The following is a 15,800-nucleotide window of genomic DNA, read 5'->3' as shown; positions in this document are numbered from 1 at the left end:
CGGGATTCCGACGTATCGTCATCGGAATCCCGCCACGTTTTCATTACCGTGTCGTCACTGCCGGGGCTGCTGCTGGGCGGCGAGACGCTCCTTCACCTTCTGGGCGTACTCATTCACATACTCCTGACCGCTCATGGCCTGAATCTCCCGGGTCACGCGGTCGGTAAGCTCACGCAGATCGTCGTGCGTCGCTTCGAGGTTGCGAGTGACGGGGATCGGACGACCATAGATCACCTGTGTGGTGCCCTTGGCGGGGATCACCGTTCCCGGCTTCTGCAGTTCCCGCGATCCGATGATCGCCGTGGGAATGATCGGGCATCCCGTTTCGAAGGCCAGTCTGGCCGCGCCGGTATGGCCCTTGTACAGACGCCCATCGGGGCTGCGGGTTCCTTCGATGTGAATGCCGAACAGATGGCCTTCCTCCAGAATCTCCCGGGCATGCTCCAAAGCGCCGAGGGATTTGGAACCACCGGAACGATCCACGGGGAACACGCCGACGGAAGTGAACCACCACTTCTTGAACTTGCCCTTGATGCCCTTGCCTTCGAAATACTCGGCCTTGCCCATGAAGTGCACCATGCGCGGGCAGGTGAGCGGGATCAGCGCATCATCGATGACCGCAAGATGATTCGCCGCGATGATGCCGCCGCCCTTGCGGGGAATGTTGTTCACGCCCTTGGCGCTTGGTCCAAGACGATGACGGGCAATGGGTCCGAATCCCTTGACGAAAAACCAATACAGCACAACGACCTCCGTACCGCGAAAACGTCTATTTCACGGCTACAGTTATACATATGACTGGCAACAAGAATAGCAACGAGAACCGATCGCCCTCAAGCGACGGCTCAGCAAACGGCTCCGACGGGGTCGATGCCGCATGGGAGGAGTTCGTGTCCTCCCATCAGGATGAGCTTCACGACGTGGAACGGTCACGCACGGCCCGTAAATTCAACAAGGCCGCCCGCAAGGCGGAAAAGCAGGCGCAACTGAGCATCGACGACCTCAAGCCGGAGGCGTTCGCGCGCGCCGCCGGACCGCGTGATTTCGAAGGCCGCAGCTGGCTGGACACCGACGATGTCCTGAACGATGACGATTCATCATTCGTCCCCCCGAACCCGTCGATCGGCTCGGTCCGCAAATCCACAATGCTGTTTGTCGTGCTACTGGTAATCGGTGTGATCACGCTGACGGCGTCCATTCTGATCCCGGCGCTGTCCGCTTGGCTGGGAACCGCGGGCGGTGTGATGACGCTTATCGGTGCCGCTGGCATGTTCGCCCAGCACAAAGGGCATACGGAAACGCGCACCGACATGTTCGACGACGGCGCGCGCGTATAGACGACATGCAAAATCGCGGGTCTTTGGCGACCGGCCGTTACCAGCCGATTGTCAAAGACCCGCGACGGGGATCAGCATAATCCGAATCAGACGTGCAGGGCCAGATCGGCGGCACCGATCATGCCCGCATCGCCACCGGCGGTCGCCGGCAGAATCTGGGCATGCTCACGGTACGCCGCGGCCTGCAGGAATCGCACGTAGTTGTAACGCGCAGGATCGAGCAGAATGTCGCCGACAGAGACCACGCCGCCGCCGATGACGAAGACGTCAGGATCGATCACCGCAGCGATGGCGGCCATGGTACGTCCCAGCCATTCGCCGATCTTGCCGAAGGCGTACAAAGCCAGTTCATCGCCTTCCTGAGCGGCCTGGGAGACCATCTTGCCTTCCAATGCGTGCACATCGCCACCGCACAGCTCCAGCAGACGATCGGCCTTCTGCGGCATGCGGCGGATGCCGGCGCGGGCGAAACGTTCAAGAGCGTTTCCGGAGGTGTAACGCTCGGCGCAACCACGAAGACCGCATCCGCAGAAATCACCATCGGAGACCATGGGAAGATGACCGAGCTCGGCAGCCATGCCGAAGGAACCACGGTACAGTTCGCCATTGATGACGATGGCGCCGCCCAGACCGGTGCCCACGGTCAGCATGACCATGTTGCGGCTGCCACGTCCTGCACCAAGGATGTACTCGCCCCAACCGGCGCAGTTGGCATCGTTCTCCACGACCACCTTGCACTTATGATCGGTCATTTCCTCGATGCGGTCCGCCAGCGGATAGTCGATCCACTTGGCGATGTTGGCGGAAAAGCTCATCGTACGGCGATCGGCCTTGACGTTGCCGGCGGCGGAAATGCCCATCGTCGGGATCTCGTCATGCAGCTTGAGCGCCTCGTTGTAAATCTCGATGATGCATTCGTTGATCTCATCGGGATCCGTCGGCGTGGGAACACGCCACTGGCTGAGAATCTTGTCATTCTCGTCACAGACCGCGCCAGCGATCTTGGTTCCACCGATGTCAATGCCGAGCGTGTACATGTAAACCTCCATCAGTTGGCCGTGCCGGGAAGATGCTCATCACTGATTCGTCTTCCTCGACAGCAAGGAATTAGAACGTTCAACAACAGTTTCATGATAACAGCGTTTCCAGCGACACGCCGAAGCGCCTACCAAACGGTCGGTTATTAATTGCCGGCATGGAACATCGCGAGCAACAATACAGAGAACAAAAGTCCCGTTCCGAATATCCGGAACGGGACCAATGTCGATATCCGACGATTCGCGCCCGAATGCGCTGACGTCGGGTTCAGATCATATGCAGATCGCGAGGAGTCACTCATCCTTGGACTTGGCGACGGCGATCCAACGGTCGAGCAGATCCGTCGCCTTGCCGGAGTCCACGGCCTCGGCGGCGATATCGTAGGCGGCCTTGAACCGTTCCGCAAGAGTGCCCTCGGGATTCGGCAGCAGGCTGTGGTCCGCCACGATGGCGGACGCGGCGTTCAGCAACGCGGTGGTGCGGAACGGCACGTCCTTACCCGCCAGAAAATCGCGCATGGCCTGCGCGTTGTATTCCGGCTCGCCACCGCGCAGATCGGATACGACGATGCGATCGAGCCCGAGTTCGACGGTGGGATCGAATTCCGTCTCCGTGACCTTGCCATCACGAATCTCCCAGACGCTCACCGGTCCGGTCGGGGCCATCTCATCCAGCCCCTCGGAGGATGTGTACACCATGCCATCCTGTCCGCGGTTCGCATACACCTGTGCCATGATCGGGCTCATGGCACGCTTCGCGCAACCAATGGCGACGTGCTTGGGATTGGCGGGGTTGGTCAGCGGACCGAGCACATTGAACACGCAGGGAATGCCCAGAGCCGCACGGATCGGCCCCACAAAACGCATGGCCGGATGGAATGTCTTGGCGAATGCGAAGGTGATTCCAACCTCATCGGCGACCTCGCCAACGGCATCGGGGGCGAGCGTCAGTGGCAGCCCAAGCTGTTCGAGGCAGTCTGCCGCACCGCACTTGCTCGACGCCGCGCGGTTACCATGCTTGACGATTTTCACACCAGCGGCCGCTGCCACCACGGAACCCATAGTGGACAGGTTCACCGTGGATGCGCCGTCGCCACCGGTGCCGACGATATCGGTCGTTTCACCCTGCACCTTCAGCGGCACGGCATGAGCCACCATGGCCTTGGCCGCGCCGGACACTTCCTCGCTGGTGAGTCCGAGCTGCTGCTGAGTGGCCAGCACCGCGCCGACGGCAGCGGGATTGGCCTGTCCCTTCATGAGGTCATCGACGTACCACTCACTTTCCTCGGCGCTCAGATGCTCGCCCCCGACGAGCTTGGTCAGGATGGCTTTCCACGTGAATGGTTCGGACATGGCTGTTCCTCCTTGGCGCTTGTCGCGCCTGGTAAAAATTCAGTTGCCATTGTAACGACTGCATGTTGCGGGCACTAGCACCATCATGAAGGAGTCCATTATGCGAAAAGAGCTGTGATCATACGACAACGGGGAGGCCCCGGTTTCCGGAGCCTCCCCTATCGGCTATGTTGACTGCGAACCCATTGCGCTCATCACAGCCTTGCCACGAACACTGAACTCACTTCTCGTTCTTGCCGTGGCAGAGCTTGTACTTCTTGCCCGATCCGCAGGGGCACGGAGCATTACGCGGCGTACCTTCGAACGTGCGTCCATCAGCTTCCGGAGCATGCGCCTCGTTGCTCTTCGGCCTTCTGGAAGCAGGAACCTTGGCATCAGCATGGCTGATCGGCTTGGGACCGGTCACACTGCCCATTTCGGTACGGACCGGTTCGGCAACCGTGGGTTCCTCCTCAGGTTCCTCGGCCTCATCCGCGTCGGCAATCTCCGGTTCGGCGACCTCGGCCTCGTCGGCGTCCTCGTCCACAGTTTCCGGCTCGGCGGGGGCGCTGGTCTCCAATTCGTCGGTTGAGGGCTTGTCCTCGGCGTCTCCTTCGGCCTTGGCGGCTGCGGCGACGGCCTCATCCTCGTCGGCGTTGCTGTCGGGGTTCTCGGCGTGTGCGTACTGCTGGATGTCCACGTGGAACAGCAGGCGGATGGACTCCTCCTTGATGCCTTCGACCATGGAGTTGTACATCTGGTAGCCCTCGCGCTGGTACTCGGTCAGCGGGTCGCGCTGTCCCATGCCACGCAGGCCGATGCCGTCCTTGAGGTAGTCCATCTCGTACAGGTGCTCGCGCCACTTCTGGTCGAGCACGGCGAGGACCACGCGGCGTTCGAGCTGACGCATGGCGTCGGAGCCGGCGATCTTCTCGAGCCCGGCGTACTTGGCCTCGGCGTCCTCGACGATCATGCCGTGCAGCTTCTCGATGGCCTTGTCGGACTTGAGGCCCTCGACGGCCTTCTCGCCGTCCTCGACGTCCAGACCGATCGGGTAGATCTGGCCCAGCGCCTTCCACAGGCCCTTGAGATCCCAGTCGGCGGGCTTGTCGCTGCCCTGGGCGGCCCCTCTGATGTAGGAGGAGACCGTGTCGGACAGGAACAGCTTGATGTCCTTGCTGATGTCCTCGCCCTTGAGCACGAGCTGACGCTCGGCGTACACGACGGTGCGCTGCTTGTTCATCACGTCGTCGTACTTGAGAACGTTCTTGCGGATCTCGAAGTTGCGCGACTCCACCGCTTTCTGCGCGTTGCGCACGCCCTTGGACACGCTCTTGGCCTCGATGGGCTCGCCGGTGGGCATGCCCTTGGCCATCACACGGGCCACGAGCTGCGTGTTGAACAGACGCATGAGGTTGTCCTCAAGCGACAGGTAGAAGCGGGACTCGCCCGGATCGCCCTGACGGCCGGAACGGCCACGCAGCTGGTTGTCGATACGACGGGACTCGTGACGTTCGGTGCCCAGCACGTACAGGCCGCCGAGCTTCTTGACCTCCTCGTGCTCGTCCTTGACCTGAGCCTTGACGGCGGCCAGGGTCTCGGGCCACAGACGCTCATAGTCCTCCGGAGTGTCCTCCGGCGAGTAGCCCTGCCTCTTGAGCTCCTGATCGGCGAGGAACTCGACGTTGCCGCCGAGCATGATGTCGGTACCACGGCCGGCCATGTTGGTGGCCACGGTCACCGCGCCCTTGCGACCGGCCACGGCCACGACAGCGGCCTCGCGCGCATGCTGCTTGGCGTTGAGCACCTGATGCGGGATGCCGGCAACGTCCAGCAGCGAGGAGACGACCTCGGAGGACTCCACGGACGCGGTGCCCAGCAGCACCGGCTGTCCCTTGGCGTGCCGCTTGGCCACGTCCTTGACGATCGCGGCCAGCTTCTCCTTCTTGGTGCGGTAGATCAGATCGTCCTTGTCCTGACGGATCATCGGACGGTTCGTCGGGATCGGCAGCACGCCCAACTTGTACGTGTTCATGAACTCGGCGGCCTCGGTCTCGGCCGTACCGGTCATGCCCGCGAGCTTGTCGTACATACGGAAGTAGTTCTGCAGCGTGATCGTCGCGAAGGTCTGGTTCTCCGCCTTGATCTCCACGCCCTCCTTGGCCTCGATCGCCTGATGCAGACCCTCGTTGTAGCGACGGCCCGGCAGCATACGGCCCGTGTGCTCGTCGACGATGAGCACCTCGCCGCCCTGCACCACGTAGTCCTTGTCGCGCAGGAACAGCTCCTTGGCCTTGATCGCGTTGTTCAGATAGCCGATCAGCGCCGTGTTGCTCGGCTCGTACAGGTTGTCGATGCCGAGATAGTCCTCCACCTTGGTGATGCCCGGATCCAGGATGCCGACGACCTTCTTCTTCTCGTCGACCTCGTAGTCCTCGTCACGGGTCAGCTTCGGCACCAGCTTCGCGAACTGACGGTACCAGCGCGTCACGTCGCCCTCGGCCGGACCGGAGATGATCAACGGGGTACGCGCCTCGTCGATCAGGATGGAATCAACCTCGTCGACGATGGCGAAATGATGCTCGCGCTGCACCAGATCAGCCTTGTCCCACGCCATATTGTCACGCAGGTAGTCGAAACCGAACTCGTTGTTCGTGCCGTACGTCACGTCGGCGGCATACTGTTTGCGACGCTCCGGCGGCTTCTGGTCCGTGATGATGCAGCCCGTGGTCATGCCCAGGAAACGGAACACACGACCCATCAGCTCGCTCTGATAGCTGGCCAGATAGTCGTTCACGGTCACCACATGCACGCCCTTGCCCTCGAGCGCGTTGAGATAGCTCGGCAACGTGGCCACCAGGGTCTTGCCCTCACCGGTCTTCATCTCAGCGATGTTGCCCCAATGCAGGGCCGCGCCGCCCATGAGCTGGACATCGAAGTGACGCATGCCCAACGTACGCTTGGAAGCCTCGCGCACCGTGGCGAACGCCTCCGGCATGATCTTGTCGAGATCCTCGCCGTTCTCGATACGCTGCTTGAATTTGGCGGTCTGCGCCCTGAGTTCGTCATCGGACAGCGAGGAGATCTCATCCTCCAAGGCGTTGGTCGCTTCCGCCACTGACTGGAGTTTGCGAAGCTGTCGTCCTTCGCCTATACGCAGGACCTTGTCCAGAACTGCTACCACGAGTCGTCTCCTCAAGTTTGACGGTAAGTTGGCGGTCAGGCCCGATATTATTCATTCGGGCACAAACTGCAACCATACTACGCGATTGTTGCGATTTTCCCGGTTAATCGGATCAACAACGCAATGTTGGCATAAAAAACGCCCCTGGAAAAATCCGGGGGCGCTGATGTACTGATGTACTCAGAAAGAACAGGTCAGGTTCTACTTGGCCTTATCGACGTTCTCAGGGGTGTCGATCTCGAAGACGCCGTAGCTCCAGCCGTGACGGTGGTAGACGACGGACGGACGGCCGGTCTCCTTGTTGACGAACAGGAAGAAGTCGTGTCCGATCAGCTCCATCTCGTACAGAGCCTCGTCGATGCTCATCGGTTCGGCGATGTGCAGCTTGCGGCGGATGACGATCGGCGTGTCACCGACCTGCACCTCGACGGATTCGCCCGGGCCCAGATCTCCGGCCACGGCATCGGCAGGGCTGTTGCTCGGCTCTTCGACGACGGGCTCTTCGGCCTGGGGCGGCTCGACGACGCCAAGGTCGACGGGCTGCGGGTTGGTGTAGCCGCGGCGATGGTCCTTACGACGATCGCGAGAACGGCGCAGACGCAGGGTCAGCTTGTCCAGAGCCAGATCGAGGGCGCTGAACTCGTCGGCACTGGAAGCCTCGGCGCGCACGACGGTACGGCCGGCGATCACCGTGATCTCGACCTTCTTGGCGGTGTCTGCCTGACGGGGGTTGCCCTCATGGGTCACCACCACCTGGGCGCGCTGGGCATCGGGAGCGATTGCGGTCACACGATTCATCTTGCTCTCTACGACATCACGGAACCGCTGCTTGATCTGCGTGTGACGTCCGGTAACGACGATTTCCATGTGAACCTCCTTTATCGAGCGGCCGAAGCCGCTGTGGACACCTAACAGCATCTTCGCGAAAGGTTGCTTTCATCTTAACCGACAATTCATGCTTTTGTCGGAAATCCGCGCAACGAATATCATCGTTTCTTTTTATGGATTCTCCCCAACTCGTCTGATATGGGCATGGGATGTCGAGGCACATGGTATGCTTGTCCGCCGAGACCTCCTGATGGCCGCGACGGCATAAGCCGTTGAGGAACTTCCGGGCTCCATAGAGCACGATGGCGGATAACGTCCGCCCAGGGTGACCTGAGAGATAGCGCAACAGAGAACAGACCGCCGGCCTAGGCCGGTAAGGGTGAAACGGCGGTGTAAGAGACCACCGGGCCGCTGGTAACAGGGGCCGCATGGCAAGCCTCATCGGGAGCAAGGCCAAGCAGAAGGCGATAAGAGCTGCTCGCTCGTGTCTTCGGGTAGGCTGCTAGAGCTTGACGGCGACGTCAAGTCGAGATGGATGGCCATCCGCGTGACTGGTTCACGTGACAGAACCCGGGGTATCGGAGGTCTCATTTTTTCTTCCCCCGCTTGCGATCGGCATGTATTTGACCGCATATGACGTACACGATCCTGAGTTGCACGATCCCGAGTATGGGCATGAGCACCGTCAAGACGTGAATATCATCAAGCAATTCAGGCAATCATGCAATAGACACGCGGGGTGGCCGACACCTGCCATGCGGTATCTGCCGACCACTCCACGTAACAACCACACCCCGCGTAACAACCCTATGATTTCCATGCGCTCTACGCGTCACATGTCGTCATCGTCACCGGCACGGAACAGATCGGCCGCGACCTGACGGATCAGACTCGGATCATGACCCTTTCTGCTTCCGGCCGACCATAGTCGTCGCAGTCGTTTCTCGCGTTCCATGCCTTGAGTGCGACGCGCCACGACACGCCCAAGCTCGTACGCCGACTCCACGAACTCGCCGTCCTCGGCGGCCTCGGACGCCACCCGGGATGCGAGCGACCGGGCCACTCCCCGACCCATCATTTCACGTACCGTCCCTCGCTCCCCAAGATGGCGGGACAGACAGTACCTAACCATGGACCGCGCATACTGTTCGTCGTCAATCAGACCGGATCGGATCAGCCCATTCACCACGTCGGCAATGGTCGACCCTGCGTATCCTTTGCGCTCGAGCCGTTCGAACATCTCTCCCGACGAGCGCGGGGCCGCGTCGAGCAGGCATAACGCGGCCTCACGGCATGCATCGGCATCATGCGGATTTTCCGGCCCTTCTCCGAGATTGCCGCGGGAGCCGAATCCGCCGCGTCGGGGTGCGGTCCTTTTCCGCCCCCGACCACGAACGAGATGTCCGTGGCCGGAATCCACGTCGGAAACGGCCTCCGATCCGTCAATGACAGACGCGGCGAGCTCAGCAGAATCGGCAGCTTGAATACGGACGGGATTCGAACGAAGAAAATCCTCTGCGGAGATCACATCAAGCCTTTGCAGCGGACTTAGAAGCTGCGGGCTTGGTATCGGGGGCTCCCTGACCTTGGGCGGCCGGACCATCGGGGGCCTTGCCGGAAGCCTGATTCTCGTCGTCGGCATCCGACGGCTGAGCATCACGTTCATCCGGCTGCTCCACACCAAACGACACCTTGACCTTGTGCTCGATCTCGTCGGTAAGTCCCGGGTTGTCCTTGAGGAACTGGCGGACCTTCTCCCTGCCCTGACCGAGCTGGTCCTCGTCATAGGTGAACCAGGAACCGGATTTCTTGACGATGCCGCTCTGCAGAGCCATGTCCAGCACGGAGCCTTCGCGGGAAATGCCCTCGCCGTACAGCACGTCGAATTCCGCGGACTTGAACGGCGGTGCCATCTTGTTCTTGACGACCTTGACTTTGGTGCGATTGCCGACCGCATCGTCGCCGACCTTGATCGTCTGGATACGCCTGATGTCCAAACGCACCGACGCATAGAACTTCAGCGCCTTACCACCGGTGGTGGTCTCGGGGGATCCGAAGAACACGCCAATCTTCTCACGGAGCTGGTTGATGAAGATCGCGGTGGTTCCCGCCTGCGCCAGGGCTCCGGTCATCTTGCGCAGCGCCTGACTCATCAGCCTTGCCTGCAGACCCACATGGCTGTCGCCCATATCGCCCTCGATCTCGGCCTTGGGCACCAATGCCGCCACGGAATCGATGACGATGACATCAAGGGCACCGGAACGGATCAGCATATCGGCGATCTCCAACGCCTGCTCGCCATTGTCCGGCTGGGAGACGATCAGCGCATCGGTATCGACGCCAAGTTTGCGGGCATATTCAGGATCAAGTGCATGCTCGGCATCGATGAACGCCGCCACACCGCCGTTCTTCTGCGCATTGGCCACCACATGCAACGCCAACGTGGTCTTGCCCGATGACTCGGGGCCATAGACCTCCACGATTCTGCCCTTCGGCAGACCTCCGATGCCCAGAGCCAGGTCCAAGGCCAACGATCCGGTGGGAATGACCTCAACGTTCTGAATGGGCTTGTCGCCCAAGCGCATGGCCGAGCCCTTACCGAAACTCTTCTCCACCTGTGCCAGTGCCGTATCCAGAGCCGCCTGCCTCCGTGCAGCCAGCTGATCGGCCGAATCCTTCTTAGTCTGCTGTGCCATCAGTGTCTCCTTGCAACGTTTCCGACGTTTTCACCGTACGCACGGCGACGTCGAAAACGCCAGCCGCTCCGATGATGTGAACAAACGGAACCCCCTCCATCCATGACGACATTGATGATATCCAAATCAAGGCCAGAGTGCATCCGCATGTTCGATAGCTACCTCTGACTATAGCCGAACATTTGTTCGAAGTTGTACGACACTCCGAAACAACACAAAAAACACGCACAAAACCATGGCATCAGAAACTACCGGCCGGCATCGGCGGTGCGTTATGACCCTTCCCCCATCTGCGAGAGTCCGGAACATCCATCTGATCGCACAGCACATTCCACACCACGCGTGGCTGCACACCGGCCTCCAATGCCTCGACCGGCGTCATCGCGTCAAGCGCCGTCAGACTTTGATCACGGGACAGGCTTCGGCCGTAGGAATGGCCGAAGACCTCATCCACCAATTGCCAGAATTCACGTTCCTTCATGCCGAATAAGCCTAGCTGCGGGATTCCACCTCGCGAACGCGGTCGGCGACCATCACCAGCATGTCGCTCAGCCGCACACCGAGAGCCTGGGTGATCGACACCAGCAGTTCGGAGCTGGCTTCCTTCTGTCCGCGTTCCACTTCGGAAAGGTAGCCGAGGGAGACACCGGCCTTGCCGCTCACCTCGCGCAGCGTCTTGTGGTCCTTGGTGCGCAGTGAACGCAGCACCTCGCCGATGACCTTGCGCAGCGAGATCTGCCCGTCACCATTCGCCACAACACGAGCGCGTTCCGCGTCATTGGCCTTGTCCGCCATACCGTCCTCGCGATCGGCATTGGCCCACATGCGGCTGAGTGCCGCCTGACGGTCGTCCTTAGCCTTCTTGGCCGCACGGGCACGCAGAATCTGCTGCTGCGCGAAAGCGACGGCACGCTTCTGCGCCGGCGTGAGATTCTTTGCCATGGCCTTGCCATCCGGAACGGCGACCGCGGAACGTTCCGCGGAACGCATCTTGATTTCGTTGTCGTAGCGTGTTGCCGTAGTCGTCATATCCACTCCTTTGTCCAACCCGTTTTCTCGAAATTCTCTATCTAGCACAACCGATGGCAGGACGGGATATTCCGCTTTCGGTATCAAATGTGATTCACTTCACAGGACCAATGCGCTACCCACATTCGATCACGGCAACATCTGATACCATCCGACGGACGATTGACGAATCAGCCAAGCAATTCGTTCAACCGTTCGAGAACCGCCTCGACCGTACGCAGACGCACCTGCCCTCGCGTACCGGAAAGATGCAACTCGCGTGCTTCCACGGTGCTTTCCCCCGAACGCCCATCACATGGCAGACTCAGTCCAATGTAGACCAGCCCGGCCGGCTTGTCGCCGTCTGGCCCCGGACCGGCGACGCCTGTAGTGGCAAGCCCGACCACCCGATCACGATATTCGGGAAGCGTGGTATACAGCTTCGCCGTATCACGGGCCATCTGCATGGCCACCTGCGGATGAACCGCGCCTTCGCGCTCCAGCAGACCCGAGTCCACGCCAAGAATACCTGCCTTGGCGTGAATATCGTAAGTGACCGCGGAGCCGAGGAACACCTTGGATGCGCCGGGGATTCGGACGAACGCGTCGGCGAGCAGACCGCCGGTCAGCGATTCGGCTGCTGCGATGAACAGGGACCGTTCTTCGCAGATGCGTAATGCTTGCGCCGCGAGGTCGTCCCTTCGCTCCCGAGCTTCGGAATCGGGGCTCATCGCGCGTCCCCGGCACTGGATGACTTCGGCTTGACGAGCGCGCCCTTGAGATATTCGTATCCCGAGTAGAGGCACAGCACCAAGGCGACGACGAGCAGCGCGTAGGCAAGCAGATAGTACCAACGGACCCAGCCGGTAAACACGCCATCGGCACCGGCGCCTGTGCCGGACAGCGACCACATGGGCACCATGTAGAACGACAGCGCCACGGACTGGAACACGGTCTTGAGTTTGCCCGGCCAGGCAGCAGCGATCACCTTGCCGCCGGTGTCGATGATGAAGAAACGCATGACGGTGATGCCGATCTCCCTGATTAGGAAGAGCGCCGTGATGAGCCATGCCAGCGGAAACTCGGCGAACACGGATAGCACAATTAACGCGGAGCACATGAGCAGCTTGTCGGCGATGGGGTCCATGAGCTTGCCCAGTTCGGTGACCTCGTTGCGAGACCTGGCAAGATAGCCGTCGATCTTGTCGGTGCTCGCCGCCACGATGAACAGCACCGCCGCCACCCATCGCAACGTCAGATCGTCACGCCCCAGAGGGCCTGCCAGCACGGTCAGCACAATGTAGGCGATGACGAGCACGATGCGGGCGTAGGTGACGAGATTCGCCGGCGTGTTCCACCCCACCAACAGGGGATTCTTTGCCTTCTGCGACGCGTTGTTCTTGTCTGACATCGTTCACTCCTCGATCCGCTTGCATGGCAGATGTTCGCGGATCATCAACCGAAAAGCTTATCTGCGATTCCCTAGGGTAGCGCATGGTATGCCGCCCCGCCTCGGGGAAACGCATACGGCGATCGTTCTCGCCCCGTCATTCCCCTGCTGGGTTGGCACCGCCCTCGGATTGCGGCTGCGAGGGCGTGATCGACGAGGTCTCCCCACGGATGAACGCCAATACCTGTGGAAGATCCTGCGGCTGGACGAGCACCTGACGCGCCTTCGAGCCCTCGGAGGGGCCCACCACTCCTCGTGATTCCAGAAGATCCATGAGCCGTCCGGCCTTGGCGAATCCGACGCGAAGCTTGCGCTGCAGCATGGATGTCGATCCGAACTGGGAGGTGACCACCAGTTCGGCCGCCTGCAGCAACACCTCCATATCGTCGCCGATGTCCTCGTCCGGTTCGAGACCGCTCTTCTCCGCCTCCTTGGCCATCTGCTCGATATCCTCGCGATACTTGGGCTTGCGCTGGGTGCGTACGAAATCCACCGCCGCGCGGATCTCGGATTCCGAGACCCACGATCCCTGCACACGCTTCGGCTTGGCCTCGCCCATCGGCAGGAACAGGGCGTCACCCTGGCCGATGAGGCTTTCGGCACCCGTGGTGTCGAGGATGACCCTGGAATCGGTGGCCGAGGAGGTGGCGAAGGCCAGACGCGAGGGAATGTTCGCCTTGATGAGACCGGTGACCACGTCAACGGACGGGCGCTGCGTCGCCAGCACCAGATGTACGCCGGCGGCTCGTGCAAGCTGCGTGATGCGCTGGATCGAGCTTTCCACGTCGTTCTTCGCCACCATCATGAGATCGGCCATCTCGTCAACGACCACGAGAATGTACGGGTAAGGGGCGATCTTGCGATTGGAGCCCTCGGGCGCATGCACCTTGCCCGCGCGCACGGCCTCGTTGAAGTCCTTGATGTGACGGAATCCGAAATACTGCAGATCGTCGTATCGGGAATCCATCTCCTTGACCACCCACTCCAACGCCTGCGCGGCCTTCTTCGGATCGGTGATGATGGGAGTGAGCAGATGCGGGATTCCGGCATAGGCGGACAGTTCCACGCGCTTGGGGTCGACCATGATCAGACGCACCTGTTCCGGGGTGGCACGCATGACGATGGAGGTAAGCATGGAGTTGATGAAGCTGGACTTTCCCGAACCGGTGGCACCGGCCACGAGCAGATGCGGCATCTTGGTCAGATCGGCGGTGACGAATCGTCCCTCCACGTCCTTGCCCACGCCGGCGAGCATGGGGTTATGGTCACGGATGGCCTCGTCGCTTCTGAGCACGTCGCCCAGATGCACGATCTCGCGATCGACGTTCGGGATCTCGATGCCGATGGCCGACTTGCCTGGGATCGGTGACAGGATACGTACGTCGGAACTCGCCACCGCATAGGCGATGTTCCGTCGAAGATTGGTGACCTTCTCCACCTTGACGCCGGGGCCGAGTTCGACCTCGTACTGGGTGACCGAGGGACCACGCAGGAATCCCACGACCTTGGCGTCGACCTTGAACTGCTGGAAGGTGGAGCGCAGCGCGGCGATCACCTTGTCATTGGCCGGGGTGCGTGCCGCGTGCGGCTTGCCATGGGCAAGCAGTTCGAGATCGGGAAGATGGTACTCATAGCCGTCGGTGGGCACGGGTTTTGCGTCTGTCCCCGCCGGGGTTGCGGATGCGGGACCGGCAGCGGCTGTCGCAGGCGCGGCTCCCGGGACGGCATCCGCATTGGCCGCCGGAGCGGCGACTGGCCGCGGCATCTCGTCTGACGTCGTCCCCGAGATGACGGGATCCGCGGCGGGTGCGGAGACGATGGGCGATCCCTGACTGAGCACAGTGGTGCCGGATGGCCCCTCCTCCCCCGTCGCGACCGGATCAAGTATGGCTGTGGCCCACGGGTCGACACCCATGGCACGGGTCTCCGGCTCCGGATGCGCGGCGGGACCGCCGGCGGAGGATACGGATCGTGGCGCGTGCGCCGGGAGTCCATCAACGGACTCCACGGTCGTTTCGGCGCTGTCGCCGTGGGAACGTGCGGCCTTGTCGAATGCGGTGTCGGCGGCATACGAATCAAGCTTGCCGTCATCGTCCTTGGCTCCCAAAGTGCCTGAGAACAGACGTCGCCACCATGTCTTCCATGATGAACCGTCGGAACGGTTTTCGGACTTCGCCGGTTCGTCATGGGTGGGAACGCCGTCGGCAAGCACCAGCGTTTCTTCATTGGCAGCGGCCGGGGTATCGGTTCCCCGATCTTTCCGATCGGATTTGCCGGACGATTCGTCAGCGGCCTTTCTGTCGTGTTCATCCTCCATACGAAGTCGAAGACTATGCCCGTATGAGGAGATATCGGTCATGGTGATGCCGGTGATCAGCAGCAACGACAGCAGTCCCACGATGACGAACAGAATGACGGAGAACGCCTTGGACAATCCCCAGGTCAGCGGGGAGCCGAACGCGAACCCAAGAACACCTCCGGAGCCCTGCACCATGGCCAGATCGAACCCGTGAACGTTACCGATGCGAACGGCGTCGATGATGGAACACACCGACCACAGCAGCAGACCCAGACCCGCCAGTACTCGCGGCTTGTTAAGAGACCGTAGCGTGGAGCTGACAACGCAGAGTGCGGCATACAGCAGTATCACCGGCAGCAGTACGCTCATCATACCGAACAACGTGGCCGCGATGGCGTGCAGGAACCGGCCGATCGAACCATTGACACGGAACCATTCACTGGCGCAGAACAGCACCGCGGCCACCAACAGACCGAAAAACAGCATGGTGCGGTGCCACGCCGACTCGGGGCCGGCAGACAAGGGTTGCCGTCCCTGACGGCCTCCCCCATTCGACGATGTCCTGCGTGAACTCGTGGTTCGGCTCGTAGTCGAGCGTGGAGATGATTTCTGTGCCATAGCACTGCCCG

General features: G+C 61.2%; 13 protein-coding genes and 1 other RNA gene. 2 read left to right on the top strand and 12 right to left on the bottom strand.

Features of this window, described 5'->3' with window-relative positions; genetic code table 11:
• Positions 1-54: 54 nt before the first annotated feature.
• On the bottom strand, positions 55-744 hold the full coding sequence (locus BTIS_RS10095; RefSeq protein ID WP_094665093.1) for a lysophospholipid acyltransferase family protein: 690 nt from the start codon (positions 742-744) through the stop codon (positions 55-57).
• Positions 745-794: 50 nt separating this feature from the next.
• Here BTIS_RS10095 and BTIS_RS10090 point away from each other — a divergent pair, with 50 nt between their 5' ends.
• Positions 795-1,337, top strand: coding sequence for a hypothetical protein (locus BTIS_RS10090; protein ID WP_094665091.1), 543 nt, complete (start codon positions 795-797; stop codon positions 1,335-1,337).
• An 86-nt stretch (positions 1,338-1,423) separates the two neighbouring features.
• Here BTIS_RS10090 and BTIS_RS10085 read toward each other — a convergent pair whose 3' ends face one another.
• From BTIS_RS10085 to hpf, 4 genes are all read right to left on the bottom strand, one after another.
• Positions 1,424-2,374, bottom strand: coding sequence for an ROK family glucokinase (locus BTIS_RS10085; protein ID WP_094665089.1), 951 nt, complete (start codon positions 2,372-2,374; stop codon positions 1,424-1,426).
• A gap of 294 nt (positions 2,375-2,668) precedes the next feature.
• A complete protein-coding gene (gene trpD, locus BTIS_RS10080; protein ID WP_094665087.1) occupies positions 2,669-3,727 on the bottom strand; it encodes an anthranilate phosphoribosyltransferase in 1,059 nt (352 codons plus the stop codon).
• A gap of 220 nt (positions 3,728-3,947) precedes the next feature.
• Positions 3,948-6,890 carry a preprotein translocase subunit SecA gene (gene secA / locus BTIS_RS10075; RefSeq protein WP_094665085.1) on the bottom strand — a complete coding sequence of 981 codons (2,943 nt, stop codon included), beginning with the start codon at positions 6,888-6,890 and terminating at the stop codon, positions 3,948-3,950.
• 201 nt (positions 6,891-7,091) lie between these two features.
• The gene (gene hpf / locus BTIS_RS10070) at positions 7,092-7,757 is read right to left on the bottom strand and encodes a ribosome hibernation-promoting factor, HPF/YfiA family (RefSeq protein ID WP_094665083.1); all 666 of its coding nucleotides are present in this window, start codon (positions 7,755-7,757) and stop codon (positions 7,092-7,094) included.
• A 199-nt stretch (positions 7,758-7,956) separates the two neighbouring features.
• Here hpf and rnpB point away from each other — a divergent pair.
• Positions 7,957-8,312: RNase P RNA component class A (gene rnpB / locus BTIS_RS10065), an RNA gene on the top strand.
• Positions 8,313-8,550: 238 nt separating this feature from the next.
• On the opposite strand, the gene BTIS_RS10060 is transcribed toward rnpB, so the two are convergent.
• The 7 genes from BTIS_RS10060 to BTIS_RS10030 all read right to left on the bottom strand — a co-directional run bounded on the left by BTIS_RS10060 (position 8,551) and on the right by BTIS_RS10030 (position 15,789).
• Entirely contained in the window at positions 8,551-9,246 is a 696-nt protein-coding gene (locus BTIS_RS10060; RefSeq protein WP_158216895.1) for a regulatory protein RecX, read from the bottom strand.
• A gap of 1 nt (position 9,247) precedes the next feature.
• Positions 9,248-10,414, bottom strand: coding sequence for a recombinase RecA (gene recA, locus BTIS_RS10055; RefSeq protein WP_094665079.1), 1,167 nt, complete (start codon positions 10,412-10,414; stop codon positions 9,248-9,250).
• Positions 10,415-10,655: 241 nt separating this feature from the next.
• Positions 10,656-10,895: a DUF3046 domain-containing protein gene (locus tag BTIS_RS10050; RefSeq protein WP_094665077.1), complete on the bottom strand. Its 240-nt coding sequence runs from the start codon at positions 10,893-10,895 to the stop codon at positions 10,656-10,658.
• A gap of 11 nt (positions 10,896-10,906) precedes the next feature.
• Positions 10,907-11,404: a helix-turn-helix domain-containing protein gene (locus tag BTIS_RS10045; protein WP_094665197.1), complete on the bottom strand. Its 498-nt coding sequence runs from the start codon at positions 11,402-11,404 to the stop codon at positions 10,907-10,909.
• 209 nt (positions 11,405-11,613) lie between these two features.
• Positions 11,614-12,153: a CinA family protein gene (locus tag BTIS_RS10040; RefSeq protein WP_094665075.1), complete on the bottom strand. Its 540-nt coding sequence runs from the start codon at positions 12,151-12,153 to the stop codon at positions 11,614-11,616.
• Positions 12,150-12,833 carry a CDP-diacylglycerol--glycerol-3-phosphate 3-phosphatidyltransferase gene (pgsA, locus tag BTIS_RS10035; RefSeq protein WP_094665073.1) on the bottom strand — a complete coding sequence of 228 codons (684 nt, stop codon included), beginning with the start codon at positions 12,831-12,833 and terminating at the stop codon, positions 12,150-12,152. The genes BTIS_RS10040 and pgsA overlap by 4 nt, the downstream gene beginning before the upstream one ends.
• Before the next feature lie 136 nt (positions 12,834-12,969).
• Positions 12,970-15,789 carry an FtsK/SpoIIIE family DNA translocase gene (locus tag BTIS_RS10030; RefSeq protein WP_094665071.1) on the bottom strand — a complete coding sequence of 940 codons (2,820 nt, stop codon included), beginning with the start codon at positions 15,787-15,789 and terminating at the stop codon, positions 12,970-12,972.
• Positions 15,790-15,800 lie beyond the last annotated feature (11 nt).

It is taken from the genome of Bifidobacterium tissieri, from assembly GCF_002259645.1.
Taxonomy (GTDB): domain Bacteria; phylum Actinomycetota; class Actinomycetes; order Actinomycetales; family Bifidobacteriaceae; genus Galliscardovia; species Galliscardovia tissieri.
The sequence above is the reverse complement of the archived record's forward strand: the minus strand, read 5'-3'. Positions and strand labels throughout refer to the sequence as shown.

Coding starts and splice junctions, on each gene's coding strand:
- BTIS_RS10090 (WP_094665091.1), top strand. CDS start 795: ATGACTGGCAACAAGAATAGCAACGAGAACCGATCGCCCTCAAGCGAC.
- BTIS_RS10085 (WP_094665089.1), bottom strand. CDS start 2,374: ATGTACACGCTCGGCATTGACATCGGTGGAACCAAGATCGCTGGCGCG.
- trpD (WP_094665087.1), bottom strand. CDS start 3,727: ATGTCCGAACCATTCACGTGGAAAGCCATCCTGACCAAGCTCGTCGGG.
- hpf (WP_094665083.1), bottom strand. CDS start 7,757: ATGGAAATCGTCGTTACCGGACGTCACACGCAGATCAAGCAGCGGTTC.
- recA (WP_094665079.1), bottom strand. CDS start 10,414: ATGGCACAGCAGACTAAGAAGGATTCGGCCGATCAGCTGGCTGCACGG.
- BTIS_RS10050 (WP_094665077.1), bottom strand. CDS start 10,895: ATGAAGGAACGTGAATTCTGGCAATTGGTGGATGAGGTCTTCGGCCAT.
- BTIS_RS10045 (WP_094665197.1), bottom strand. CDS start 11,404: ATGCGTTCCGCGGAACGTTCCGCGGTCGCCGTTCCGGATGGCAAGGCC.
- BTIS_RS10040 (WP_094665075.1), bottom strand. CDS start 12,153: ATGAGCCCCGATTCCGAAGCTCGGGAGCGAAGGGACGACCTCGCGGCG.
- pgsA (WP_094665073.1), bottom strand. CDS start 12,833: ATGTCAGACAAGAACAACGCGTCGCAGAAGGCAAAGAATCCCCTGTTG.
- BTIS_RS10030 (WP_094665071.1), bottom strand. CDS start 15,789: ATGGCACAGAAATCATCTCCACGCTCGACTACGAGCCGAACCACGAGT.